The organism is Dyadobacter fermentans DSM 18053 (assembly GCF_000023125.1).
In the GTDB taxonomy this organism is placed as follows: domain Bacteria; phylum Bacteroidota; class Bacteroidia; order Cytophagales; family Spirosomataceae; genus Dyadobacter; species Dyadobacter fermentans.
Genome location: NC_013037.1, coordinates 2,523,674 through 2,549,057 on the forward strand (window position 1 = coordinate 2,523,674; position 25,384 = coordinate 2,549,057).

At 51.3% G+C, this 25,384-nt stretch carries 23 protein-coding genes; 5 read left to right on the forward strand and 18 right to left on the reverse strand.

Translation table 11 applies throughout. The features are described 5' to 3' along the window. Positions 1-31: 31 nt before the first annotated feature. The 4 genes from DFER_RS30890 to DFER_RS10185 all read right to left on the reverse strand — a co-directional run bounded on the left by DFER_RS30890 (position 32) and on the right by DFER_RS10185 (position 3,068). A complete protein-coding gene (locus DFER_RS30890; RefSeq protein WP_374754555.1) occupies positions 32-280 on the reverse strand; it encodes a T9SS type A sorting domain-containing protein in 249 nt (82 codons plus the stop codon). Further along, on the reverse strand, positions 189-2,252 hold the full coding sequence (locus tag DFER_RS10175; protein WP_015811542.1) for a M1 family metallopeptidase: 2,064 nt from the start codon (positions 2,250-2,252) through the stop codon (positions 189-191). Before DFER_RS10175 ends, DFER_RS30890 begins: the two co-directional genes overlap by 92 nt. 106 nt (positions 2,253-2,358) lie before the next feature. Then, the gene (locus DFER_RS10180; protein WP_015811543.1) at positions 2,359-2,781 is read right to left on the reverse strand and encodes a hypothetical protein; all 423 of its coding nucleotides are present in this window, start codon (positions 2,779-2,781) and stop codon (positions 2,359-2,361) included. 14 nt (positions 2,782-2,795) lie between these two features. After that, the gene (locus DFER_RS10185) at positions 2,796-3,068 is read right to left on the reverse strand and encodes a hypothetical protein (protein WP_015811544.1); all 273 of its coding nucleotides are present in this window, start codon (positions 3,066-3,068) and stop codon (positions 2,796-2,798) included. 348 nt (positions 3,069-3,416) lie between these two features. Between DFER_RS10185 and DFER_RS10190 the strand changes: the two genes are divergently transcribed. Next, positions 3,417-3,791: a hypothetical protein gene (locus tag DFER_RS10190; RefSeq protein ID WP_229206227.1), complete on the forward strand. Its 375-nt coding sequence runs from the start codon at positions 3,417-3,419 to the stop codon at positions 3,789-3,791. Positions 3,792-3,809: 18 nt separating this feature from the next. Here the strand turns inward: DFER_RS10190 and DFER_RS10195 are convergent, their stop codons facing one another. After that, positions 3,810-4,022, reverse strand: a complete 213-nt coding sequence (locus tag DFER_RS10195; protein WP_015811546.1) for a hypothetical protein — start codon at positions 4,020-4,022, stop codon at positions 3,810-3,812. 82 nt (positions 4,023-4,104) lie between these two features. Then, the gene (locus DFER_RS30085; RefSeq protein WP_187293455.1) at positions 4,105-4,704 is read right to left on the reverse strand and encodes a hypothetical protein; all 600 of its coding nucleotides are present in this window, start codon (positions 4,702-4,704) and stop codon (positions 4,105-4,107) included. 217 nt (positions 4,705-4,921) lie between these two features. On the opposite strand from DFER_RS30085, the gene DFER_RS10210 reads away from it, so the two are divergent. Both DFER_RS10210 and DFER_RS10215 read left to right on the forward strand, forming a co-directional pair. Continuing rightward, positions 4,922-5,698, forward strand: coding sequence for a DUF899 domain-containing protein (locus DFER_RS10210; RefSeq protein ID WP_015811549.1), 777 nt, complete (start codon positions 4,922-4,924; stop codon positions 5,696-5,698). A gap of 192 nt (positions 5,699-5,890) precedes the next feature. Further along, the gene (locus DFER_RS10215) at positions 5,891-6,301 is read left to right on the forward strand and encodes a winged helix-turn-helix transcriptional regulator (RefSeq protein ID WP_015811550.1); all 411 of its coding nucleotides are present in this window, start codon (positions 5,891-5,893) and stop codon (positions 6,299-6,301) included. On the opposite strand, the gene DFER_RS10220 is transcribed toward DFER_RS10215, so the two are convergent. Further along, positions 6,273-7,220 (reverse strand): hypothetical protein, encoded by a 948-nt coding sequence (locus DFER_RS10220; RefSeq protein ID WP_015811551.1) that lies wholly within the window; start codon positions 7,218-7,220, stop codon positions 6,273-6,275. The two genes, DFER_RS10215 and DFER_RS10220, sit on opposite strands and share 29 nt — an antisense overlap. Before the next feature lie 341 nt (positions 7,221-7,561). Between DFER_RS10220 and DFER_RS10225 the strand changes: the two genes are divergently transcribed. Continuing rightward, the gene (locus DFER_RS10225) at positions 7,562-9,148 is read left to right on the forward strand and encodes a DUF4394 domain-containing protein (protein ID WP_015811552.1); all 1,587 of its coding nucleotides are present in this window, start codon (positions 7,562-7,564) and stop codon (positions 9,146-9,148) included. A gap of 69 nt (positions 9,149-9,217) precedes the next feature. On the opposite strand, the gene DFER_RS10230 is transcribed toward DFER_RS10225, so the two are convergent. The 11 genes from DFER_RS10230 to DFER_RS10280 form a co-directional block, all read right to left on the reverse strand. After that, positions 9,218-9,817 carry a hypothetical protein gene (locus DFER_RS10230; protein WP_015811553.1) on the reverse strand — a complete coding sequence of 200 codons (600 nt, stop codon included), beginning with the start codon at positions 9,815-9,817 and terminating at the stop codon, positions 9,218-9,220. A 4-nt stretch (positions 9,818-9,821) separates the two neighbouring features. Next, the gene (locus tag DFER_RS10235) at positions 9,822-10,175 is read right to left on the reverse strand and encodes a hypothetical protein (RefSeq protein ID WP_143828709.1); all 354 of its coding nucleotides are present in this window, start codon (positions 10,173-10,175) and stop codon (positions 9,822-9,824) included. 135 nt (positions 10,176-10,310) lie between these two features. Continuing rightward, the gene (locus DFER_RS10240; protein ID WP_143828710.1) at positions 10,311-10,910 is read right to left on the reverse strand and encodes a hypothetical protein; all 600 of its coding nucleotides are present in this window, start codon (positions 10,908-10,910) and stop codon (positions 10,311-10,313) included. Further along, a complete protein-coding gene (locus DFER_RS10245; protein WP_041734923.1) occupies positions 10,855-12,777 on the reverse strand; it encodes a T9SS type A sorting domain-containing protein in 1,923 nt (640 codons plus the stop codon). Before DFER_RS10245 ends, DFER_RS10240 begins: the two co-directional genes overlap by 56 nt. Before the next feature lie 198 nt (positions 12,778-12,975). Beyond that, on the reverse strand, positions 12,976-14,232 hold the full coding sequence (locus tag DFER_RS10250; protein ID WP_015811557.1) for an ankyrin repeat domain-containing protein: 1,257 nt from the start codon (positions 14,230-14,232) through the stop codon (positions 12,976-12,978). 89 nt (positions 14,233-14,321) lie between these two features. Beyond that, positions 14,322-15,947: an alpha-amylase family protein gene (locus DFER_RS10255; protein WP_015811558.1), complete on the reverse strand. Its 1,626-nt coding sequence runs from the start codon at positions 15,945-15,947 to the stop codon at positions 14,322-14,324. A 72-nt stretch (positions 15,948-16,019) separates the two neighbouring features. Further along, positions 16,020-16,199: a hypothetical protein gene (locus DFER_RS10260; protein WP_015811559.1), complete on the reverse strand. Its 180-nt coding sequence runs from the start codon at positions 16,197-16,199 to the stop codon at positions 16,020-16,022. Positions 16,200-16,256: 57 nt separating this feature from the next. Continuing rightward, complete coding sequence (locus DFER_RS10265; protein WP_015811560.1) at positions 16,257-19,226, reverse strand: glycosyltransferase family 117 protein; 2,970 nt, start codon at positions 19,224-19,226, stop codon at positions 16,257-16,259. A 463-nt stretch (positions 19,227-19,689) separates the two neighbouring features. Then, positions 19,690-20,352, reverse strand: coding sequence for a response regulator (locus DFER_RS10270; protein WP_015811561.1), 663 nt, complete (start codon positions 20,350-20,352; stop codon positions 19,690-19,692). 83 nt (positions 20,353-20,435) lie between these two features. Further along, on the reverse strand, positions 20,436-21,749 hold the full coding sequence (locus DFER_RS10275; RefSeq protein WP_015811562.1) for a sensor histidine kinase: 1,314 nt from the start codon (positions 21,747-21,749) through the stop codon (positions 20,436-20,438). A 433-nt stretch (positions 21,750-22,182) separates the two neighbouring features. Continuing rightward, entirely contained in the window at positions 22,183-22,389 is a 207-nt protein-coding gene (locus tag DFER_RS10280) for a hypothetical protein (protein ID WP_015811563.1), read from the reverse strand. Positions 22,390-22,994: 605 nt separating this feature from the next. Between DFER_RS10280 and DFER_RS10285 the strand changes: the two genes are divergently transcribed. Continuing rightward, positions 22,995-25,379: an ABC transporter permease gene (locus DFER_RS10285; protein ID WP_015811564.1), complete on the forward strand. Its 2,385-nt coding sequence runs from the start codon at positions 22,995-22,997 to the stop codon at positions 25,377-25,379. Positions 25,380-25,384: the final 5 nt, after the last annotated feature.

Below are 25,384 nucleotides of genomic sequence, written 5' to 3' on the forward strand. Positions count from 1 at the left end.
GCGAATGTATAAATCAAAATCTATATCAATTTCACTCTTTCAGGAACTTGAACAGCACCTCTCCCTTCTGGGATACAATGGAATAAATGCCGGAATTTAAATGCCTTACATCGAACGTTTTCGTCCCGCCGGACGACTTCGTTTTGAGCAAAATACGATTCCCTTTAACGTCATAAAGCAACAGCTCATCAGGAATCGGATTTTTGTTGGAATGGGTTAATGTAAAAAAAATCGATTGCCGGATTAGGATGTACCGCCCAATCACTCTTTTCCTTTCCACATTTGGCCACCAAAATCCGGGTCTCCTGGGTTTTGCCATCCAGGTCGTACTCTTTCACCCGATAAAAATTACGCGAAGAAGACGCTTCGACATTAAAAGAATAATCGTTGGTAGCTTTTGAATTACCAAACGCACGGACAGTCCCCAAAACCTGCCATTGACGGGCGTCGTCACTTCCTTGTATTTCAAAATAATCGGCTCCCACCTCCTCGATCGTTTGCCAAGTGAGCCTTGCGCCATTGCCGCGGCATTGTACCTCAAAACTGCTGAAAACCACCGGCAATTGCCCCGACGATTTGGTGATCGTATTGTTGCGCGTGATCAGCCACACATCAGGATCGAAAACGACCTCCGTGGCCTCAAAACCCAGGTTTTCCGAAAAGAGCTGGCCGCTCACCGTGTGGTCGAGTACGACCAGTTTCTGCTGGTTAGTCTGGCTGTTGCGGAATAGCAGGGGCACGGGCAGCTGGAAAAAATTCACCGACGCATGCGACCGCGTTTGTTCGAGCCTCACCTGCACAGCGTTACCGATCGGATACCATTCCACCTGGTACGACGGGTAGCCCTGCCCGGTAAACCATTGGTCGAAAAAATAGGTCAGATCTTTGCCGCTGGCCGCTTCGAGGTGGCTTTTGAGATGAGCGGTGGTTGCGTAGCCGTAGGCCAGCGAGGGATCATTGATATAATTTTTCACCGCGGAGAAGAACGTGGCGTCGCTGAGAATCCAGCGCAGCATATAGAGCAGGTGCGAGCCTTTGAGGTAGCTCAGCCGGTTATTGAAAATGCGGCCCGCGTCGTTCACATCATTTACCCAAACCGAGCCGCCGGGCTGTGAAGTGATGGTGTTGACTTCGCTGGTGCGGGTGAATTTTGTGTTGAGTGGGTATTTAGCCTCATTATAAATGCTCGCCAGGTGCGTCGCGAAGCCTTCATTGAGCCAGATATCCTCCCAGCTGCCGCAGGTAATTTTATCTCCAAACCATTGATGTCCAAGCTCATGGGCGATCAGCGTTTCGGCCATACTGCCCATGAATGAGCAGGTTTGGTGTTCCATGCCGCCGCCCCAGCCGAATTGCACATGCGCGTATTTTTCATTCTTAAACGGATAATCGCCAAACAGGTTGCTGAACTGCACCATCGCATTGAGGGCATTTTGGGCGCCGTTCTGGAAATTAAACTGGCTCTCGGGGTAACAATAAGTCTTGAAAGGCACGCTCGTCCCGCCAATTACGACACTGTTATCCAGCACACTATAGTTCGTTACGGCAAATGCGACAAGGTAGCTGGCAATCGGATAGCGGTGCTTCCAGTGTGTGCGGGTGAGGTTGATGGAAAGAGCGGTTTCGGCCTGCAACAGTCCGTTGGAGGCTGCTTTGTACACAGCCGGATGCGTGAGAAAAATGTCGACGGAATCGGCCTTATCGTCGAGGCCGTTCTTGCAGGGCCACCAGTCGCGGCTGCCGAAGGGCTCGCTCAACGTCCACAGAACAGGCGTACTGGCCGGTCCGTGCACGGATGTTACAAACGCGCCATGATTACCGGGCGGAATACCCTCATACGCAATCGTGAGCGAATCTTTAACGCCTTGCGAAAGTGGGTTTTGGAGGGTGATCATGAGCGCATCGCCGACGTGCGAGAAAGCAACATCACTGCCGCGCTGCTTTACGGATGCCACCGTGAGCCCGCTTGCGAGGTCGAGTGTGATCACATTTCCTGCCGCATTCATCGTAAAATGCGGCGTCACTTTACCTTTGATATAGTACGACGCCGGATCGACTTCCCATTCGCAGCGGTAGTATTTTACATCAAAATTATTGGAAGCCTTTACGCGCATTGAACGTTCGCCAGCCAGGATCCCCGCCCGTTTGCTTTCAATGGCCGCGATTTCCTCCGTCGAAATGTCAGGCAGCGACTCCTGCGCCAGGACGGGTTTGGTAAAAAGAAAAAGGATCAGCAGGAAAAGTGCTCGCATCGGGTGTAGGTTTAGCGGAAGACATTCATTGTCAACACGCTAACTTAACCATTCGGCGATAAATCCATCAAAATTTCAAACAAAATGTGCAAGCGGCGGATTCAATCTATCGGCTGGGCAGATTATTGCAGAAATGGAGCAGCTGTTGCAGGTCGCTGGCATTCGCAAAATCCACGCGGTGCTCGCGCAGGTAGCGAACGACGTCCCGCTTCCCGCGGGCGAAAACGGTCATAAACGCCCGCCGCGATGCGCGGTGTGCGACCCGGTTGCGGTCGATGAGGAAATAGGTACTTTTTAACGTCCAGGCCTGCCCCGACGCATTGTTCTCCCACTGAAAATTTCCACCCTGATTGCTGATCAGCAGGCCGGATGCGGTATTACCCTCCGAAGCCGAAAAGTGCTGCCCGGAATGGCTGAGGCCATTTCCGCCTGGCTGCGGCTGCATTCGCACGGCCAACCGAACGGCTTCCGAAGTGATGAGCTCCATATCGGAATAGGTGTCCGTCAGGAAAAATTTCCGGCCGCCCATTTCTACATGGTCGATCAGGTGCTTGCCCGTGACAGCAGGGTGTCCGCCTGCGCATCCACAAACTGGACGCCGCCGTGCCGGAAATGGTAATTCAGCTTTGCCGGCCGTTTGGTACCATTCCGGAAATAAACGGTCCCCTGCACAAATTGCGGAAACAAGTAACCTGTCGGCTGCCGGATTTGAGGATTACAAGAGGCAGATTCTTTGGGCAGGTCACCAACGTGTGGTGCCACATCCAGCGGAGTCACAGTCGGCAGGAGCAGCGATGCAAGCAGGAGTAGTTTCATAGCAATTTCGGGAAAGGGTCATTTGTATTAACACACTTTCCAGAAAGATGTAATCTACTCATTTCCATACCCTTCCTTTATTCCACCAATGCAGAAAATTTTTCAGTTCAGCTTAAAACCTGATAGACACACCTACAATTTGGAGAGATTTTCTACAAAAAATTCGAGATTTGAACGGGCTTTCTGAAATTATTCGTAATAGTACTACTACAATTTTCGCTACAAACGTATATATTGCCGTTCAAACGGTTTGTCTGAGGCGCTCAACGTTAATTAATTATTAATACGGATTTACAGGCACAGTTTTAATGCCCTATACGTCCTACATCAACGAAAGCTATGATGGAAATGGGAACAATCAAGGCGGTGCATATCTATGTCCACCGCCGATTATATGTAACGGCGGAGTTGGAACTGAATCTGAAAGGCGTTAAATATACCTTCGGCGGACATGAAGTATTCACGTCCGGAATAAATGGCGGCGAATCTGCCGATCCGCCGCATCTGGGTAGGTTTCTGTTCCGATGTATGCAGGTTTGCCGCGTGAGCAACTGGGACGAATTGAAAAGTTCCAAAGTGCTTGTTGAGATCAACCAGGGGCGCGTTGTCGCGATTGGCGACGCATCAGGCAGCAATTGGTTCAATCCTACCAGGGAATTTGAAGAAATGGACCGGGAACGGTCACAGACAGAACCTGCATTCCGAGAAGGCACCAAAAATTAGGCGAATGCTGCGCTGCGACTAGCCATTCGCAGCCGGCTCTTCCAGCCTCACCTGAAATGATCCATCTTCGCATTTCTCCGGCAAAGCCAGTTCGAGGTGCTCTTTCTGATTCACCCGCAGGTAATTTTCAATGGCGAGCACGGCGTCGTTCTCCGACTCTGCTCCCGACACCACCAGAACCACTCCCGGTTCCAGTCGCCCGTCGTCTTCACGATTGGTAATACTTGGCATGATTGATCGTTGCGTTTAAAGTTCAGGTTTGATAAAAGCCGGACCTGTGAAAGTCCGGCTTGCTACCTATAATTGCTCAATATTATCTCGGAATGCTGGTACCGGTGCCTCCTGGCGTGGTACTGCTTGGGGTAGTGCTGCTTCCAGGCACAGTCGACGATGGAATAGTGGTGCTCTGCGGAACCTGGTTCGGGTTAGTGGTAGTACCCGGAACGGTGCTTCTCGGCACGTTATCGTTTGGGTTAGTACCTTGCTGCAAGCTGCCCGGAGTGGTTGTGCGCGGAACGGAGTTGGCATCCGAAGGACGGGTGGTCGAGCCAGGCGACGTTGTGCTGTTCGGCGTCGTCACGCTGCCCGGCACGGTGCTCGATGGCACTGTCGATGGCTGCGTGGTGGAATTTGGAACGGTGGTTGGCGATGGCTGCGTTACCGTGCTGCCTGGCCTTGTGGCACCCGGCAGATCCGACGGCTGCACCGCGGCACCCGGAACCGTTTTCGGCTGTGTGGTATTGCCCGGGTAGGTCGACGGCTGCGTGGTGGATGGCTGCGTACTTGACGGTGAAGTCGACGGTGTGCTCGACGGCGAAGTCGAAGGCGTGCTCGATGGCGTAGATGTTTGCGCGAAGGCAGCCGAGGCTCCCAATATACTTAATGCGATGATATTCAACTTGAAAGCTTTCATGATTTTGTATGTTTGGTTGATGAATATTTTCATTTATGTGGACTGTTTCAAAAAAGAATCATACCAGAAGCGGACATCACAGATTAATTTTCTCAAAACCCCTCCTATCGTCGACGGTTTGCGGATTGTCTCAAACACCCCCTCAAATAGACGTTTTTACACTCGATTAGTCAGCGATTTTTTGGTGAGTTTTGTATTAAACTAAATCCAGAAACCAATGGAAAAGCAATTGGAAACTACGGCTGGCCGCCTGGACGAAAGCCTGGCCGCGCACCGGGTCGTGTCGCAGGAAGAATGGACGAAATCGAGGAAGGAACTCCTCAAAAAGGAAAAAGAGCTCACCCGCCTGAACGACGAACTGAGTCGCCAGCGTCGCGCGCTGCCCTGGGTGAAAGTCGATAAGTCCTATATTTTCGAGGGAACGGAAGGAAAACTCTGGTTATCAGATCTTTTCTACGGCAAAAGCCAGCTGATCGTCTACCATTTCATGTTTGCCCCGGAGTGGGAAGAGGGTTGCCCGGGCTGCTCGTTCCTGGCCGACCATATCGACGGTGCCAACCTTCATTTGAAACACCACGACGTATCGGTGGTAGTGGTTTCGAGGGCCCCGCTCGAAAAGCTGCTCGCATTCAAAAAACGAATGGGCTGGAAGTTCGCCTGGGTATCGTCGCATGGCAGCGATTTCAATTACGATTATCATGTATCGTTCACGGACCAGCAGCTGAAAAACGGGACGATCTATTACAATTTCGAATATGCCAAACATGACGACGGCACGGAGTCACCCGGCACCAGCGTGTTTTACAAAGATGGGACAGGAAACATTTTCCACACTTATTCCAGCTACTCCCGCGGCGGCGACGTCCTCATCGGCACGCACAATTATCTCGATCTCACACCAAAAGGAAGAAATGAAGATGGAATCATGGACTGGATGCGCCATCACGACAAATATGAAGATTTCAAAGGCGATCAGGGGTGTTGCAGCCATTAGCAGCTGCCTGCCTCGCCTGTTCAGGTATGCAATGATCCGGTTTTTCGAAGCGCTCCTCAAATGGACGGGGACGCTTTAAGCCTGGTGGAAGACGCCAGGCTATTTTGATTTACTATTGAAAGGAACTTTTTTACTATATAAATGATAGTAATAAGCAAAAGGTTAGTAATATTCTTTCAGTTAGCGAATCTCATGCCATTCACACATCACAACGGCCCCAAACCCACTCCCGCACAATGCTATAATAAGCTCAATGCGGCGGGCGATGCATTATATGTAATCGGCGGTAAATGGAGGTTGCGGATCATCATCGCGCTCGCCGAAGGGCATAAGCGGTTCAATGAAATCCAGCGCGCCATCCACGGCATTTCGGCCAGGGTGCTTTCCAATGAGTTGAAAGAACTGGAAATCAATGGATTTCTTATACGAAAAGTCTACACCGACTTCCCGGTATCGATCGAGTATGAGCTGACGCCTTACAGCGATACGCTTTCGCCGGTGATCGAGTCGCTCATTAGCTGGGGTGAAATGCACCGCCAGACAATTATGCATTCCGAAAAGCCGGAAGCAATCGCTACTCCTGTTCTGGAAGAGATATTGTAACGTGCCACATGTCCCCGGAGTTGCTGACTTTTTCGGTGCCCCAAACGCCGGGACCGCCATCGGGGCGCAGGTAAACGCCGAACACGAGCGTGCTGATCTTCGAACCCTTCACAACCACGCTCCCGCACGCCGCGCCATTGTCGCAATTGCCCGAAATCGGCGTTTTTGAATGCAGGATCTGCGTTTTACCCATATCGATCTGCATTTCCTCGCTGCCCGAGAGCTTCGTTAACGCGAGCCCGGGCGTTTGCAATTCCAGTTCTGTGGCGAATCCAAGGCGTTTATCCCCGAAATTGGTCGTAGCACCCAAACCGATGAATGAAATAACCGGATCGGTTACCGGCCGGCTGAACTGCAAGCGCAGCTTACCATAATAGTAGCGGCTCGTATCCGACCTGGATGCATTGGCGGCCAGTAACGGTTTCGCGGAAAGAAAGACCTGCAAGCCCGCATTCATAAACAGATTGACACCCTTTCCGACGGGTCCCTGCGGATGCGCCGTGAAAATGGCACGGGCGGTATCTGCATAATAATAGTTGGTATTCACCACCGACACGCCCCGCACGTGCGTACTGCTCGCCCCCGACGCCGCACCGAAAGTCATTCCGGTAACATGCTGGGGAACATTGATGTAAGTTTGATCATCAAAACTGAACGTCACCGAAAGTGCAGATTTCAGCGGCTGGAAGTAAATCCCCTCATCGACGCTCCCATTTTTGTTGTAGAAGAAAGCTAGGGTCTGGGGAATGGAAGTAGGCCCTTTGATCACGGGCGGCTGGTAGCTGTTATTGACCCCGTCCTGAACAAATTCGTACGTATTCAGAACATTCGTGCCCTGCGCATTTGCCTGATTCACGGAGCCTGCAACGACAAGGCACGCCAATGCGGCCCCGATGGTTTGAAATGAAGATACTAGCATGTGTAAAAAATTAAAGACCGTTGAGAAAACTGCTGCCAATATAGACTTTACCCGGGAATGACTCCAGTGGTAAAGACATCCTTTTCGCATTTTAAAAGGATAGTTCAATTTAATCATTGCATGTTACTATTAATATTATTCAACGCGCATATTTTCAAACTAAGTGATTGACTATTAATTCAATGTAATGCCAACATTACTTTTTACGACTCCTCGCTGACAGCCGTCCGGATGATTGCCGAAACCGACGCCCTTTTAAAATTTTACACCACCACCTCAATCCAAAACTGATCCGGAAACGTATGTGGGTTACAAAAACCACATAACTCAATTCCGTTCTTATGAAATTACTCGACCTTCGCCTCAGGCCGGTGCTCGCAATCATCGCCCTTGTCCTTTCAATCTCCATCATCTCCTGCGAGGACCATCGCGTACCGCCAACCGGTCCTTCGCTTCCAGACAGGATCTTCTACGCGCTTTCCGACAACAACCAGCTCCACGAGATCAACATCCGCAGCACCGCGACCCCCATTCGGTCGTTTGCCGTGACGGGGCTGGTAGAAGGCGACATGCTGAAAGGCATCGACTTCCGTCCTGCAACCGGACAATTGTACGCGATCAGCTCGATGAATAACCTTTATCACATTAATGTAAAAACAGGCGATAAGGAAGGCGCGGCCACACGCATTGGAATGGCACCGATCGCCGCCACATTGAATGGCCAGGTCGGTTTCGACTTCAACCCGACCGTCGACCGCATCCGCGTCGTATCGACCACCGCTCAAAACCTGCGCCTGCACCCCGAAACGGGTGCTGTCCTCACGGGCGACTCGCAGCTGAACGGCTATCCTAATCCGATGATCGGCGCAGTGGCATATACCAACAGCCGCGCGGGTGTAACCGCCGCTCCCGCCGGTGCCGGCACGACGCTTTACGACATTGACGCTTCTACGGACATGCTGTACATCCAGAACCCGCCTAACCCGGGGACACTGGTGCCCGTGGGTCCGCTTGGCCTGAATATTCAGGAAGTGGGCGGTTTTGACATTTCACCGGATATGAACCCGTCCGACGTTTACCCGATCGCGTCGGTGAAGTTTGGGGATAAATGGGAGCTGGACTATGTAGACCTGACCACCGGAAAGCTGCAAAAACTCGGAGATTTCCCTGCTAATGTGAATATCATCGGAATAGCTATTCCATCGCTGCCGGTGGCCTACGCATTGACGGACAGCGGAATGCTGAAAATCTTCAATCCGCAAAACGGCACAGAATTCGGCACGAAAATGATCACTCCGATTCCGGGCGTGACGCTGCACGGCATCGACCTACGTCCCGTCAATGGCAGATTGTATGCAATTGGTAGCGACAGCAAAATTTACGGCATCGACCTCGGCACGGGCGCTGCTACGGAACTCGTAAGCCTCAAACTACCGGACAATACGCCTGTAATGCTGAGCGGAATGCACTTTGGTGTAGATTTCAACCCGGTCGCCGACCGCCTGCGTGTGGTGAGCGATAATGGCCAAAACCTGCGTATCGATGTCAGCAACGGCGTCACAACAGTTGATCAGCCGCTCAAAATCGGCATGTCCGGTCCGACGCCATTCGTTACGGCTGTTGCCTACACGAACAGCTCCGCGGGCGCTGCCACCACCACGCTCTTCGACATTGACAGCCAATCGAACACACTTTACGTACAATCGCCGCCAAACAACGGCGTACTGATCGACGCGAAACCCCTGAGCGCCGACGTGGCCCCACACATTGGGTTTGACATCGGCAATGTATCCGGCAAAGGCTATGCAATTTTCACCGTAGGTGCTAACACCAGCTTCTATACCGTGGATCTCGCCACCGGCGCCATCATGCATCAGTTCCCATACAGCGGACCGGTGAAAGGCCTTGCTGTTGGGTTTGGGTTGTAGTGACTTTCAGATGTGTAAAAAACAGCCGTCCTGTTCCTACGGACGGCTGTTTTTTTGCTTTGGGGCATGTTATCTTGGCTCGGTGAAGACCTCCTGCACATACATATTGGAAAGAATAAATTTCCCAGTGGTATACGTAATCGTGTCTACCGCCGCTTTCGCCAACTGATGCGTATTGATCCGCACGAATTTAGCCCCGAACTGTCCCTGGATTTCCTTCTTCTCAGGGTCATAGTATAAAATCTTAAAGTAGTTCCATGGACCTTCCAAGAGCCTGTACCTGTCCATTGTTATGTCGTCACGGGGAAAAGATACAAAGTATAAACTCATATTAACTGAATCCAGGGCGCATATCGAGTTTCTTTGATGACTGACTGAACTGTCGGTTGGGATATAGTTACCGGCCTGCGTGTGAAAATAATTCAGAAGTACGATCTGATATTCTTCCTCCGCATTCTGTTTGACCAACATCAGCGCCGCCACATTCTTGTCGCACCAATCCTGATCAACAAATCCACCCATCTCCACCGCGATTCCCGACGTAAAAGGAGCACCATTGATTTCACCAGTGATAAATTCGCTCGTAAACCATGGATCCATTGCTGGCGGCTTTTCGCAGGATAGCATCCCCGTGATCAGTATTAATAGAATATAGCCGCTTCCTCTCATGGCTTCAAATTTGGATTATACACAACCTTTTTCCGTTGAAAATGAGTTCCACCAAACTGGATGCGGGATTGGGTTTTAGAACAGCCTCCCCATGTTCCATTTGAACAGAATCGCTCTCTTTCTGTCCCTTTTGATAGCCTCCATTCGGATCGTCGTCCACCCAGATTTGCATCCAGTTCTCTACTACCTGTCCGTCCGAAGAGGTGATTTTCAATTTTATGTTAAACAGATGGTTGCCATTGTGGTACAATCCGACACTATGAAATTCGCCGGTCCCATTGCCGGAGTAGTTGATACCATCCGTAGATTCCTTCCATTGGTAGGTGTAGGGAGGTTTACCGCATCTTGCAATCAGCAACAGACGATTACTCCGAAATAATCCCATAAGCAGACTTGTTTTGATTTTTGACAAAAACAGATCGAGAATGCCCGCGATTAGCCGCGGCAGAAACGGAGTAGGTAGGTTATCCGGGCAGAGACCGCGTGCTTTTTACTATCGCGGCTCCGTGATAATTTCCTGGACGTGTATATTTCCAAAAATGAATTTACCATTGGTGTAAGTGAGGGTGTCCTCTGCTTCCGCCGCTTTTCTGGCACTCTTAATTCTTACAAACCTGGCGGAGAATTCCCCTCGTATTTCCCTTTTTTCGAGATTGTAGGCTATGATCCTCAGGCAACTTTCGGGACCTTCCACAAGTCGATAATAATCTGTGCCGTGATCGTCAACCAGATCGGACTTGAACTGCAAAGACGCCTGTACGCTATCCATGGTACATATACCATTGGAGATGTGAAGCTTAGAGCTGTCCGTCAACGCATGGTTTCCCGGCATGCAGTGTAAGTGGTGCAGAAACAAGCTTTGACACTTTCCCTTTGGCGTTTTCCAAAGCAAATTCAGCCAGATAACATCTTTGTCACATAAGTCCTGAATGATATTTGCGCCCATTTCCACTGTCATCTCCGACTTAAAGGGTAAGCCGTTCACCTCACCAGTAACAATTTCATTGACCATACGTGGCCCAAATGGTGGTTGCTTGTCACATGCCGCAAGGCTGTACGAAGCGAGCAGCAATGCATAGAGGTATATCTTCATGGCTTTTCTCAGGTGTGTACAAGATTTTTTTCCTTATAACCTGTCGATCATGATGAACTGTAACCACATACATCCCCGGCTCTAATCCTTCATCGGAAAGATTGAGGGTTAATACATTCCTTCCTGCATTACACTGAAAACGTTTGCCGGGTAAGCGTGTCCGGCCGGCCATATCCGCAACATTGAGTTCTAATTCCCTAACTGTCGGGGCATTAAAAATCAATTGTACCGAATGCGACGCCGGATTTGGCACAACAGTAAAGTCGTCTGATTGCATCGACAGCGAGTCACTCTCCTGTTGCCCCCTTCGATAGCCTTCATTCGGGTCATCGTCCACCCAGATTTGCATCCAGGTTTCGACCACCTGCGCGTCAGAAGATGTAATTTTTAGTTTCAGATAAAACTGATGATTCCCATTGTGGTAAAGCCCGACGTTATGAAACTCACCGGTTCCATTGCCGGAGTAGTTGATACCATCAGTCGATTCTTGCCACTGGTAAGTGTACGGAGGGCTACCGCATCGGGAAATGGCCTCGTACGTATAGATCTGATATTCATAACCGCTGTATGGCCCATTCACCCAGCCATTAAGCACGTTCGGCTCCGAGCGGAATGCCTTGACGATTGCTGCCTTATCATTCATCACTTTGGCATTGTTATGTGTAGCATCGCCCATAACCGATCCATTAAACGACTTGTTCGGATTCGAATAGTAAAGAATTTTGCTCCCCGGCGCGTTTCCTTTTGCTACAAGCGTATTGAAAATCGAGAACACAAAGCCCTTCGCGTAAGGCAACCCGAAATTATCGTCGTTGTGATTGCACCCAAACAAATGGCTAAGCTCATGCGCACCAATCACCGGAATGTTTGAGCCATTCAATGAGACAACTGCAAAGGCCCGCGCATTCACCGGGTGAAGATAAATTTCGGGACTCGGCACACCACCAAAATCCCCATAGCCTTGCCAACTGTACAAGAGAACCAGATCTGCCTTATGCTGAGTCCTGAGTGCTTGGGCGTTAGCATTGTTTGAAAGGTTAAGCGCTTCACTCGTAATTATTCCACCTAGTGGCTGGTACGTCGTCTGAACAACGCCCGCCAACTCCACAAGCGCGGTACCTGCCACCCCACTGTTGGAGACTGTCTGGTTAAATACATCTATGATATTATATGCATGATTCGTTGCCGACACCGGGCTGACATTGTTCGGATACAAAAACAGGACACGTATACCGCTGGTGCACGGCTGAACCTTGGCGTTGGCCTCCGGCTGTCTTGCATCTTCTGTTTGAGCGGGAGCCGGCCGGACCGGAGGAGCAGATCCAATACCGGACGCACAAAAATCATTCTTCCAGTCATCTGTTTCATGCGGCAGCAACAGTTGTCCGTCGCTGCCGAGATCGCAAATTTCATACGACCGCTCCGGGCCCTGAAGAATGCCGCCTTTCGTGCCGTTCCTTGATGTTAATATCACCGAAAGCAAACTTCCGCCCACAGTGCCATAAAGTTTGTAGTTCAGCGGATCAGAATATTCAACTCTCTTAACATCTAAATCATACCGTTCTCCACGACCTGGAACCGTTATCCGCACCCGGTTATCAGACACCACCTCTGCAATCGGCCTCATACGGACAATGACGCTTTGAGAACTAATGCGACCACTGTCAGTCAAGCCATCGTACAGCTGCTTTCCGTGTTCTGAAAGATTTAAATAATTTACACTTTCCTGCACGAAAAGGTCCTTACGAACATCTTGTGCGCAGGCAGGTACAAGCGAAGTGGCGACAAAGGCTGCACAGTGCAACCCAGCAGCTAGTGTGACGTGAAACGGTACCCGACCATACCTCCGAAATAATCCCATAAGCATACATGTTCTGATTTTTGAGAAAAACAGATCGAAAATGCCCGCGATTAGCCGCGGCAGGAACGGAGTAGGTAGGTCATCCGGGCAGAGACCGCTCGGATGTTTTTCGAATTAAATAGATATTTTTTTCAAATCAATTTGGGTTTACAGGGGAATGCTCAAGTAACATGAATGAGTTATCAAGCGAAGCTTTCGCGGCAGCTAGACCTTCTCCTGCAAGATTCTGGCCACGCTCTCGTGCAGAGGCGGGTGCAGATCGGTGAGCAGCCACCAGGTGTGTATTTTGGCGCCCGCGTCTACCAGTTTCTGAACGACTTCCAGGTGGTGCGGTCGTAAGCCCTCGTGGGCGGTGCCCCAGAGCGTTTGGTCGAGGACGGTGCCGCCGAATTCGTTGCGTGCTTCGAGCGGGGCTTTGTGGGCGATGAGCATGTCGGCCATTTCCAGATGCGCCAGGTATCCTGCCCAATGCAATGCAGTCCAGTCGCGATGGTCTTTGGAGGCGGGGCTTACGCCCTTTTCGAGCAGATAGCGAACGGTTTCCACGCGGTTGAGCATGGCCGCCCACACGAATGCGAGTGCGAGGTTGGCTTCGGGCGTCGGCGCTATTTTCAGCCATTCCACCTGCACCAGCGGCGCGTCGCTTCGGAGTTTGCCGGTATCGTCGAGGTAGCCGGCGAGTTGGGCCGTTTCGCCCATTGCAGCGGCTGTTACGACGTTATCGACACGAGCGCCGCGCTTTACCAGCACCTCGGCGCTGTCCGGGTAGTAGAAGTAAATCGCTGTGAGAAGCGGCGCGCCGTCGTTGCGCACACCGTTTACGGCTGCGCCATAATCCAGTAGTTTTTCCGCTAAGGCCGTTTGCACACCCGCTTGTGCCGGATGAGAACTCGAAACGAGCAGATCGAGCGTCGTGCCCCATTTATTGCCATATGTGTCGGCGAGGGCATCGGGTTCGGCTCCGGCTGAAAGCAGTATGTCGGCTACCTCCAATGCATTAGCCGGGGTAAGTTGCCGGAAATTTTCTACGCCGTTGGCGCCGGTGTAATGCAGCAGCGTCGCTTTGTGCCCGCGGGCCGAGCGTCCGTGTACGAGTGCGGGGTTGGCCGCCAACAGGCTTTTCAATGTGCCCGTATCACCCTGTACGACGGCGTCGGCGGCTCGTTCGAACCTCGATACAGGCGAACTAATGTCTCTGACATCGGAAATATGTTGCAGAAAAGCCGGCCAGTCTTCAAAGCCATGCTCCCGCGCTACGACGGCTCGGGCATCGTCCAGGCCGAAATTGGTATCCGGACGGTTCAGCAGCGTAATTTTTTCGGGATCAGGATGGTATTCGCGTATGAGCTTCAACGAATCGGTGTGGATCGACCGGCATGAATCCGCCAGTGCGGCGGCTTGTTTTTCATAGTATTCAGGGGTCGGGTCCGAGGTGAGGGGGGTAAGATCGGTCGTGTTCATGGGTGCGGTTTGGTCGGGGTTGAAACATAGAACAATTAGTATGTTTTTTAGAGCAATTACAATATCAACTCAGGAACTGTGGCAACGGGCTATCCCAGTTGTGCCTTGAACCATCGGTACCCGTACGCTTCCAGCGTAATGGTATGCCGGCCCTTGTGGTCCAGCACGCTTTCTATGTTGTTCATCAGGTCTATCAGCCGACCTGTACCTGCCTGGTTTTCAGGCACAACGAGTTCCAGCGACTTCTCACTGAAATTGTGCCAGATAAGCAGCGACCGGTTTCTCCAGGTATACCGCATTCCCAATATTTCACGGTAACCGGTGTCGATAATTTCCCACTCGCCGTAGCCGATTTCGGGACATTCTTTCCGGAGCCGGATCAGCGTGGTCATCCAGTTGAGCAGCGAGCCCGCGTCGCGCCGCTGGTGCTCCACATTGACATGCTCATAGGCATAATATCCTTCATCGATCACCGGATGGATCAGCTTGTTAGCCCTCGAAAAGCCGCCATTCACTTCGCCCGACCATTGCATGGGTGTACGCACAGCGTCGCGTTCCTGAAGTGCCAGGTTATCACCCATCCCGATCTCATCGCCGTAGCGGATCACGGGCGTGCCGGGGAATGAGAACATCAGGCTGTAAGCGAGTTCGGTTTGCTGGCGGTTGCCAAGCATTGGGGAAAGCCGGCGGCGGATTCCGCGTTCGTAAATCTGCATGTTTTTTTCCGGCCCGAAACGGTCAAATACAATCTGCCGCTCCTCGGGTGCGAGCCTGTCCAGGTCCAGCTCATCGTGGTTGCGGAGGAAGAATGCCCATTGGCTCCCCGGCGCTTTTTCGCGCGTCGCTTCCAGTGCTTTAATGAGCGGGCGCGTATCGGCGGTGGCCAGCGCGTAGAACGTGTATTGGTTTACATAAAAATTAAACATGAGGTGAATACCTTCCCCGTTCTCGCCGAAATACTTCTTGCTTTCTTGCGGCAGCACGTTAGCCTCGCCGAGCAGCACCGCATCTCCCCGCCTCCATTGCAGGAAACGGCGCATTTCTTTCAGGTATTCAAAATGCAGGGGCGATTTACCCTCCGCCGCGGGCGATTCGAGGATAAACGGAACGGCGTCGACACGGAAACCTGCAATGCCGAGTTCGAGCCAGTAACCCATGATGCGGTTGATTTCCGCGCGGACTTCCGGGTTATCCGTATTGAGATCGGGCTGAAATTCGTAAAACCGATGAAAATAATAGTCGCCGGTTTTCTTGTCGCGCGTCCAGGTGGCTTTTTGTACGCCGGGGAATACCATCCCTTTGTTCCAGCCTTTGGGCCGCTTGTCCGACCACACGTACCAGTGCCGTTTGGGATTATCTTTGGAACTGCGCGATTCTTTAAACCACCGGTGTTCGTCGGAAGTATGATTCACAACTAGGTCGATGATTACTTTAATCCCCAGCTTGCGGGCTTTGTGAATAAAATCCACGAAATCGCCGCTGGAACCATGGCGCGGGTCTACGCCGTAGAAATCGCTGATATCATAGCCGTTGTCGCGGTTCGGAGTGGGCTGGAACGGGGCCAGCCAGATCGTGTCCAGCCCCAATGCATGTAAATAATCGAGGCGATTGCAAAGTCCTTCGAAATCGCCCGTACCATCATTGTTGCCGTCCATAAAAGTCTCAAGGTCGAGGCTGTAAATGACGGCGTTTTTATACCAAAGTTCTTCCAGCATAGTTTCCGGGTTGATAATGCTAATTATATATAAAAGCAATGCCACCCGGCCCGGCGCCCGCTGGTGCGCGCCTCATACCTCCGAATACGCCCACTTGCTGATGTCGTTCCAGTTGTGCGTGGTGAGTTCGGCAGAATAAATTTCGATAAACATTTTATTTTCCGCGTCGTATTCGCCGTCGCGCCACTCTTCGTCGTCGATCCGCATGAAACGCACTTGTGATCCGTTTTCGGGCAAAGTTTTTCCTTCCATAAACCTGTATTTTGAGATAAATATGGTTTAGGAAGAAAAAACCTTGCCCGGAATCCCCTATCCGCCGTACATATTAAACGCCAGCAAATGCTTCCTGAAAATCGCGTCGAAGCGGTCGGCTTCCTTGTCTTGCTTCGCTCTCCGACATTCGCGGACGATACTTTGCAGAATGAAAAGGTCGGTGTTGACGTCGCGGCTCCGGCCGTTGCCTTTCTCTTTGATCCACGAAAGGTTTTCGTCCGAGCGAATGGCCATTGTCCGGGCGGAATCCAAGGCCTTTTCATGCTCGCCCACATCGAACAACGCCCCCACGAAACCAGCCGACACCTGGTCGTACGGAATGGTATCATCCGGCATGACGGCCATGGCCTTGTTCACCACTTGCCGGGCTTTGTCAATGCGGTTTTCGGCAATGAGCTGCTGCGCGAGCCGCAGGAACGACAGCCGCGCGGTGATCACAGGCGAGCCGAGATATGTATCGTCGTAGTACACCGCGGGATTATCCATTTCCCGCCATTGGGTTTTGTTCATCAGGTTGTCGTACATCAGGACCGAATTCACGTAGCCGTCCGACGCCCCCGGCACGCGCACGGGCAGCAGGCGGTAGGCATAACCTTCCAGTTGCAGGTATTCCTGCAAGCCCAGGTTGTGCGAAGAGCCCATTGTCGAAGAGAAGTAGACCGGCCGCTTCCAGTTGTTGCTCGCAATGATGTCGAGCATAACCAGGTCGCCTTTGAGCAAGTCGGTTTCGCCGATTTTCCAGCTCATGGAATCGCTCAGGTAGGGCAGCAGGTCTTGCTGGATGATGTTCATTTCTTTCACTTTTTTGGTATCCACGGGCAGAAAAAGCGTGGAAGAAGGCAGAATAGACGCCATATCGCCACTTGTGAGCGGCACCTGGATGGCCTTATTCTCCTGCTTGATCAGTTCGAGGTATTCTTGCAGGTTGATCCCGCTTTTCACCGAAGCGATTTCATAGAACGGCATGTATTCATTTTTGCCCAACTGATAATTCCCCGAATCCAGCGAAAGCGGCAGCGCATCCGACTTGTTGATCTTTCTTTTCAACTGCTCAATGTACCAGTCGGCCCCGAGGAAGGTTTGCACGCACACGCGCACATCGGTTCGAAACCCTTCCACTTCCTGCACATACCACAGCGGAAAGGTGTCGTTATCGCCTCCGGTGAAAAGTATCGCATTCGGGGCGCAGGAACTGAGAATGTTCCGGGCAAAATCCACCGCATGGTAACGATCGGCGCGGTCATGATTATCCCATCCCCGGATTACCATAATGCCAGGCACCGAAAAACAGGCCAAACCCGCCGCCACGGCACACAGGGAAGGCTTGTGGATGACGTTTTGGAGCAACCGCGCCGCCGCAATCACACCGAAGCCGATCCAGATGCAGAAAATGTAGAATGAGCCTACATAAATATAACCGCGCTCCCGGGGCTCGGAGGGTGGTGAGTTGAGGTAAAAAACGAGTGCTACGCCGGTCAGCGCGAAAAGCAGGCCTAATATCAGCAGGTCTTTGCGCCGGTAGTAATACATATAGATAATCCCGGCAATGCCCAGAATGAATGGGAGCATGAGGAAATTGTTATGTCCCCGGTTTTGGCTGATGCTTTTGGGAAATGAACCGGCGGTTTGCCATGGCAGCAACGTTCCCGCACCTTCCCGGTCGCTCTCCCTACCGGCGAAGTTCCACAGGAAATACCGCCAGTACATATGTCCCAGTTGATGCGAAAACAAATAGGAAAGGTTATGCCGCATGGTGGGCTTTTCACCGTCGGCCAGCCCGGTCATTTGCTGGTACAGCTTGGAATGGCCCGGCTGCGAACTGTACAGCCGCGGAAGAAGCATTTTGCTGCCTGGCTCGTATTCGTAAACGGGTTTGTGGTCGATCAATTCGTATTTGCCGTTTTTCTTTGCATACACGGGTGCGCCGCGCTTCTGGTTAATAGGCCGGGAGTCGAATGACGGCCCGTACAGCAACGGCCGGCTCTCGTACTGCTCTCTTTTTAAATAATATACAAACCGCAGGACATCGCTCGGGTTGTTTTCGTTGATCGGCGTGTTATAGCCCGAGCGCACCAGCACCAAAGCGTACGAGCCATAACCTATTAGAATAAACGCAAGCGAGAGCAGGCCGGTGTTCAGCAGCACCCGGCCCGTGCGATGCGTGTGGCGGATACCCCAAACCAGTCCGCCGATGAAGAGTATTGTGAAGAATGCAATGCCGGTATTGTAAGGTAACCCAAGCGAATTCACAAAAAACAGCTCGAATTTTCCAGCCAGCTCCGGCAGGCCCGGAATAATGCCTGCATTGATAATGCCCAAAATCAGCAATCCAAACGTAAACGCAGCACATGCACCGAAGAATCCCGGCTTGGGGTACCGTTTGAAATAATACACCAGCGACAGCGCCGGAATGGTGACCAGGTTGAGCAAATGGACGCCGATGGAAAGCCCCACCAGGTAAGCCGTGAATATCAGCCACCGGTTGCCGGCGGCGGGATCTTCGATGCCCTCCCATTTGAACACCGCCCAGATGACGATGGCCGTGAAAAAAGACGACAGCCCATAAACCTCCGCCTCCACCGCCGAAAACCAGAACGAATCGGACCAGGCGTATGCCAGCGCGCCCACCGCAGCGGCCGCATTCACGAGCAGCACATCCGCGGTTTCACCGGCTTCGGGCCGCTTTTTGAGCAACTTCCACACGAGCAGACTAATGGTTTTGAACAGGAAAAAAATTGTAAAAGCGCTGCTCAGCACCGATACCATATTGACCCAATAGGCCACGTTCATCACATTGCCCAAGGCCAGCAGCGAAAACAAGCGGCCAATGAGCAGGAACAGCGGCGCGCCCGGCGGATGCGGTACCTGAAGTTTGAATGCGCAGGCGATAAATTCCCCGCAATCCCAGAAGCTGGCCGTCCGCTCCATGGTAAGGACGTAGGTGGCCAGGCTGACGGCAAATACTGCCCAAGCCGCCAGATCGTTCCACTTTTTTAAGGATATCATGTTTGAAGGTGTTTTGGATGATGACCCAAAACTATCCAACACAATAGCCCGGCAGCAAACCGGCGATCTTAAAAAAAGTTAACAAAAGCCCTTGACAATGAGGCTTTAACTTTCTTTAACACCACAACAGGCTTACCAGCACGACGATAGCGTACCGACCGATCAGAATAACAGGGAAATACAGTAAAATAGTGAAGTCCACAGGGCAGCGCCTGCGGTTACAGTGATGATTACGCCCCCCAGAAACGGCAATTCAGCAGATTTTGAAAGTTTTACCGACCTTTCCATTCTCAATATTAACTTTTAACGATAGAGGTGAAAGCTGCCTCATTGCAGATCCATTTTCTATCAGCAAAAGTAAATATTTGAAATGAAATATAAAGTAGCCGGAAATAAATTGTAGTTTACTGATATATCGACAGATACTAGTAGCAATTCGACAATAATCATAGTAGAATTTTCATCAAAGCTCCGACCCGTTAGATCCCGTCTTCCTCCGCTTGTAAATTTCCACCTTTTTGAAGAGTTCGAGGATATTCGTCACTTCCAGTTTTTCGAAAATCCGGGCTTTATAGGTTGACACCGTGCTTTCCTTGATATTCAGATCGAGCGCAATGTCCTTGGTCCATTTGCCGGTGAGCAGCATGTCCATAATTTCCAGTTCGCGGTTGGAAAGGATTTCGAGGGGACTTTCCTTGCTTTCCCGTTCGAGCAGGGTGTTGTTTACAAGCTGATCCTGGATCACGTTGCTGATGTACGTACCGCCCGCCAGTACCGAAGTGATCGCCTTTTCAAGCTCTTCGTTGGAGGTATCCTTGGGCAGGTAGCCGTTAGCCCCCGCCTTTACGTAATGTATGGCGTACAATTCTTCGTCCTGCGACGAAAAAACGAGGATTTTCACCTTGTTCTGAATGTCGCGGATCTTCCCGATCATATTAAATGCCTCGCCGCCCGGGATTTTGATATCCAGGATCACCAGGTCAAAAAAACGCGACTGCAGATGTTTGAGGGTTTCGCTAAAAGTAGCCGCCTCGACGACCGTTACCGAGGGCAAAAAATCTTCAATCAGCAACCTGACGCCCATTCGCACAATGGAATGGTCCTCTACCAGCAAAACTGTTTTCATTCAAATTCCTTTTACTTCAAATCAGTTTTAAAAGTAGTTTAATATAAATGAATTCTAATGTAGAAAATCAACTACGCCCGACTTTATTTCATGAAAATGATATGCACTGCCGTTCCGTTGGGTTCGTTCGGCCTCGCCTGCAAACGCGCACGTATGAGCGTGCTGATCTCCTTGACTATCAGGAGGCCCATACCGAATTTTTGGGCGGCATTGCCGTTTCCGGGTAACTGTTTCGAGTCGCTGTTGATCCACTCGCTCACGGTGGCGTCCATGCCCGGGCCAGTGTCTTTCACGATCAGGTGCAGCTCATCGCGGAAGTCCTGGTAGGTGACGCTAATCGTGCCGCTGTTGGTCGCTTTGTTGGCATTGTCGATCAGGTTATGCAGGATAATGCTCACCAGCTGCGCGTTGTTCTTGATAATGACGCCCGGCGTGACTTCATTCACAAATCGGTTGGCATTCACCTCGGCGTCCTGGGTAAATATCGCAAACTTCTGCTCGACCATTTCATTCATGTCGAGATAGGTAAACTGGACGTCGGAGTTCTTATAGCGGAACTCTGTATATTCCAGCAGGTTTTTCATGAAGTGGTACAACCGGTAGCTCGACTGGCTGATGGCGCGCACCGTCGATAAGTCGGGATGATTGCGCGCCAGGCGGCCGGTGGTGGTCATCAGGAACCGCAACGGGCTTTTGATATCGTGTGAAATGCTGGCTATCAGGTGTTTCTGATGGGTGTATTCCGTTTCGAGCCTCTCCCGGGAATCTTCCAGGTATTGCAAGCTCGACCGCAGCTCGACTGTTTTGGCATCCAGATCGTTAATCGTGTCATAGAACGAACTGAAAAAGAAGTAGTTAATAAGAACAATCAGCGTAAAATTCTGGAATAGCTGAATGGCGATCGTGATCCGTCCCGAGCCATGCGGGCCCCAGGAAATGTAGCCTGCCAGATGTTGCTGGGCCAGCACATAAGCAATGAACGGCACCACCGCGAACGTCGAATAAATGACACCCCATCGGTTACCAAGCCCATAAAAGCCCGCCACGCTCACCACGACGAGGTACTGCAACGTGACCAGATCGAACCCTTTTTGAAAAACGTAAAGATTGGTCCAGATGATGGCCATGAAAATCGCCATCGCGGCATGCACGGCCTTGCGCCATGGAAAGCCGTAGGAAACTGCAATGTAGTAGACAACGATGATGCCCAGTAATACCGCCGCCCTGATCGCCTGCACATGGTAATGCTCCATTTGATAAAAAATAAGCAGGAGCGATGTCGTCAGGATTTTCAGGTTAAGTGCGTAGGAAAGTACCTTAATGCGGGCCCGGTTGAGGATACTTGGTTCAGTCTCCAACTGTTTTCGCACAGGCCATTCCAGAATCGATCGGATCATGTATTCACGTTTTCAAAATCGCTTTCCGCTGCGGGGTATGACGGTGCGAGAAGAGCCAAATCTACCTAAAAAACGCAACAGATAATGTAGAGATATTGCCACAAACAAAACAATAGCGATCTACAATGGCATTTTGAGGCCGATGTTAAATTTGTAAATTCCTGCTAATGAATGGCTGCGGAACGGACGCGGGAACACTGGAATCGAACGTATGATGTACGTTAATAAACGTTGAGTATAATTGACACCTTCCGGTCCTGCCGCGAAGGTGTTTTGTTTTACCGGGGTAGTTAGATTGTGGAGGTGCCGGCAGAACAGCTGCATCGGGTCCGCAGATCACCGGCCCAGATGGATGCCGATGATGTTGCTGATAAGGACCAAAAGTTATGAAGAGGAACGTGGTAAATAATGGTTGTGGAGGTGTGTGCGAGCTTTATTTCCCCGGCTTATCGGGAGCCTGCTTTTTGGATTTCTTCACTTCGCCAGGTGTAAACTCCCCGTTGATCCACCTTACAAAATTTTTGGACTGAACCTGATAAACCTGTGCTGATAGGGGTTTCAAATCCGACTTTTCGATTTCAAGAAGATAATCAGCCAAAAGTCGGTTGATCTCTTCCAGATATTTGCTTTGCGTCTTCATGAGAGGATTTTGTGTTTTTACAAATAAAGAACGATTATGATGCTCGATCAAGTGCGTGATTTCTATATCACATTGCAAGTATAATCCATTGCCTCCGATCGGTTTTTGTTTTTGGGGTGAGGGTGCTCATTTTGAGGGTGTAACAAGCCCTTCATGGGGAGAGAAAAGAGTGCTATCAAAACCCTTCAGTGGTCACTAAATTTTTACTACAAAACCATGTACAATGGTCGCTACCGGCCTTTCCAGAAGTTATGAAGTTGTAAATATCAAAGATTCGCCGCGACGCTGTCGCATACAAAAATGAAGGCCGGGACCGACTCCGGACCCACTCTCTAGTACTATTTCGACAACCGGCGTAACGTACAGCCCTATACTATCGAGGGGCGGAAAGTGATTGTCGTTACCGGCTTTTCCCGTTGCGTCCAGCACCGAACAAAACTGTCCGCTTTCGGACAAAAATTGAAGCCGATTAACGCTCTCGTAGCGCGGAAACGGCGTTTTGCGCGATTGGCAAAGTATTTGGGCATATTTTAGGGCGTATATGCGGCAAAACCGGCCTCACGGTAACCGCAGGCCTGCTTACCTGACTCTATTCGAAATCGCCCATGATCAGAAACTATATCAAAATCTCGATCCGCACGCTCACTAAAAACAAGGCGTACACCTTCATCAACATCACCGGGCTTGCCCTGGGAATGGCCGTGGCGATGCTCATCGGCCTGTGGATCCATGACGAACTGTCGTTCGACCGCCATTTCAAAAACTTCGACCGCATTGCCCAGGTATGGCAGCACCAGACGTTCAATGGCCACATCGGCACGCAAACGTACGTGCCGTTTCCGATCGGCGACGAAATCCGGAAGAACTACGGGGCCGATTTCAAACACGTGATCATGGCTTCCTGGAATGCCAGGCACATCCTGGCCGCCGGAGACAAGAAATTCAACAAAAACGGCCCGTACATCGAGCCGGACGCGCCCGAAATGCTGAGCCTCCGGATGATCCACGGCACGCGGGCCGGATTGAAAGACCCCTACTCCATTATGCTGTCCGAATCCGTGGCGAAGGCCTTTTTCGGCGACACCGATCCAACCGGCAGCGTGATGAAGGTCGACAACAATATCAATGTGAAAGTAACGGGCGTTTACGAAGATCTGCCCCACAACACATCGTTCCGCGAGATGTCCTTCATGATGCCCTGGCAGCTGATGGTCATCACCAACCCCTGGCTGAAAACCATGGACGATCCCTGGCGGCCCAACTCCTACCAAACCTACGTGCAGCTGATCGACAATGCCGACATTGATCAGGCTACGGCACGCATCCGGGACATCAAAAAGCGCAACATCAATAAGGAGCAGCTCAAATACAAGCCCGATGTTTTCCTGAACCCGATGAGCGACTGGCATCTGTATTCCGAGTTCAAAGAAGGCTATCGCGTGGGCGGGCGCATCGAATTTGTGTGGCTATTCGGCATTATCGGTGCTTTTGTGCTCATGCTTGCTTGCATTAACTTCATGAATCTCAGTACCGCACGCTCCGAAAAGCGGGCGAAGGAAGTCGGCATCCGCAAAGCCGTGGGATCGGTGCGGAACCAGCTCATTATCCAGTTTTTTTCCGAATCGTTTATCGTCGTCGGCTTTGCATTCGCAGTGGCGATTATGCTGGTGACGCTCTTCCTGCCGATGTTTAATGAGGTAGCCGACAAAAAGATGACCATGCCCTGGACGGAACCGCAGTTTTGGGCCGCAGGCATCGGTTTCAGCATTATTACCGCCCTCATTGCGGGGAGCTATCCGGCATTGTATCTGTCGTCGTTCCAGCCGGTGAAGGTGCTGAAAGGTACATTCCGCGCCGGGCGGTTGGCTGCGGTCCCCCGAAAAGTGCTGGTGGTGGTCCAATTTGCCGTGTCGATCATCCTGATCATCGGCACAGCCGTGGTCTTCAGGCAAATCCAGTTTGCCAAAAACCGGCCCGTAGGTTACAGTCGCGACGGACTTGTGTCCATTTCAATGTCGACCGATCATATTCACAAGCATTTTGAAGCGGTACGTCACGAATTGAAAAGCGCGGGCGCCATTGTCGAAATGGCCGAATCCGACAGTCCGATTACCGACACCTGGTCCTCGACGAGCGGCTTTGAATGGAAAGGCAAAGATCCTGAACAATCGGTCGACTTCCCGTTCGATGAAATATCTCACGAATATGGTAAAACGGTAGGCTGGCAGTTTGTTCAAGGCCGGGATTTCTCCCGCGAATTTGCGACGGACTCACTGGCGCTGGTGGTCAACGAAGCTGCGGTGAAGTTCATGGGACTACAAAGCCCTGTTAACGAAACGCTTACGTGGTTCAAAAAACCTTACAAAATCATCGGCGTGATCAAGGATCTCGTCGTGAATTCACCCTACTCGCAGGCCCAGCCGCAGATGTTCTGTCTTTCGGCCAGCCAGGGAAATATGGTCAGCATCCGGCTAAACCCCGCCGCAGGCGCATCGGAGTCGATCGGGAAGATCAAAGCCGTTTTTGAGAAATACGATCCGGGGTCACCGTTCGAATATGATTTTGTGGATCAAATGTACGCCAGGAAGTTTTCCGACGAAGAGCGGATCGGGAAACTCACCACGTTTTTCTCCGTGCTCGCAATCCTGATCAGCTGTCTGGGCCTGTTTGGCGTGGCATCGTTCATTGCCGAGCAGCGCACAAAGGAAATAGGCGTTAGAAAAGTGCTGGGCGCGACCGTGCTGAATGTGTGGGGACTGCTTTCGCGCGATTTCGTGCTGCTGGTTTGCATTGCCTTCGTGATCGCCTCGCCGGGCGCGTGGTACTTCCTGGAAGGCTGGTTGCAGAAATACGAATACCGCACGACGATTTCCTGGTGGATTTTTGCACTTACCGGCATCGGTACATTAATGATCACGCTGCTCACGGTTAGTTTCCAGGCCATCAGGGCGGCGATGATGAACCCCGTCCGCAGCCTGCGCTCAGAGTAGTCGCA

Coding starts and splice junctions, on each gene's coding strand:
- DFER_RS10220 (WP_015811551.1), bottom strand. CDS start 7,220: ATGCTAGTATCTTCATTTCAAACCATCGGGGCCGCATTGGCGTGCCTT.
- DFER_RS10195 (WP_015811546.1), bottom strand. CDS start 4,022: ATGCCAAGTATTACCAATCGTGAAGACGACGGGCGACTGGAACCGGGA.
- DFER_RS10230 (WP_015811553.1), bottom strand. CDS start 9,817: ATGAGAGGAAGCGGCTATATTCTATTAATACTGATCACGGGGATGCTA.
- DFER_RS10175 (WP_015811542.1), bottom strand. CDS start 2,252: ATGCGAGCACTTTTCCTGCTGATCCTTTTTCTTTTTACCAAACCCGTC.
- DFER_RS10185 (WP_015811544.1), bottom strand. CDS start 3,068: ATGAAACTACTCCTGCTTGCATCGCTGCTCCTGCCGACTGTGACTCCG.
- DFER_RS10265 (WP_015811560.1), bottom strand. CDS start 19,226: ATGATATCCTTAAAAAAGTGGAACGATCTGGCGGCTTGGGCAGTATTT.
- DFER_RS10275 (WP_015811562.1), bottom strand. CDS start 21,749: ATGATCCGATCGATTCTGGAATGGCCTGTGCGAAAACAGTTGGAGACT.
- DFER_RS10225 (WP_015811552.1), top strand. CDS start 7,562: ATGAAATTACTCGACCTTCGCCTCAGGCCGGTGCTCGCAATCATCGCC.
- DFER_RS10180 (WP_015811543.1), bottom strand. CDS start 2,781: ATGGGCGGCCGGAAATTTTTCCTGACGGACACCTATTCCGATATGGAG.
- DFER_RS10270 (WP_015811561.1), bottom strand. CDS start 20,352: ATGAAAACAGTTTTGCTGGTAGAGGACCATTCCATTGTGCGAATGGGC.
- DFER_RS10285 (WP_015811564.1), top strand. CDS start 22,995: ATGATCAGAAACTATATCAAAATCTCGATCCGCACGCTCACTAAAAAC.
- DFER_RS10240 (WP_143828710.1), bottom strand. CDS start 10,910: ATGAAGATATACCTCTATGCATTGCTGCTCGCTTCGTACAGCCTTGCG.
- DFER_RS10250 (WP_015811557.1), bottom strand. CDS start 14,232: ATGAACACGACCGATCTTACCCCCCTCACCTCGGACCCGACCCCTGAA.
- DFER_RS10210 (WP_015811549.1), top strand. CDS start 4,922: ATGGAAAAGCAATTGGAAACTACGGCTGGCCGCCTGGACGAAAGCCTG.
- DFER_RS10190 (WP_229206227.1), top strand. CDS start 3,417: ATGGGAACAATCAAGGCGGTGCATATCTATGTCCACCGCCGATTATAT.
- DFER_RS10260 (WP_015811559.1), bottom strand. CDS start 16,199: ATGGAAGGAAAAACTTTGCCCGAAAACGGATCACAAGTGCGTTTCATG.
- DFER_RS10215 (WP_015811550.1), top strand. CDS start 5,891: ATGCCATTCACACATCACAACGGCCCCAAACCCACTCCCGCACAATGC.
- DFER_RS10280 (WP_015811563.1), bottom strand. CDS start 22,389: ATGAAGACGCAAAGCAAATATCTGGAAGAGATCAACCGACTTTTGGCT.
- DFER_RS10255 (WP_015811558.1), bottom strand. CDS start 15,947: ATGCTGGAAGAACTTTGGTATAAAAACGCCGTCATTTACAGCCTCGAC.
- DFER_RS10245 (WP_041734923.1), bottom strand. CDS start 12,777: ATGCTTATGGGATTATTTCGGAGGTATGGTCGGGTACCGTTTCACGTC.
- DFER_RS30085 (WP_187293455.1), bottom strand. CDS start 4,704: ATGAAAGCTTTCAAGTTGAATATCATCGCATTAAGTATATTGGGAGCC.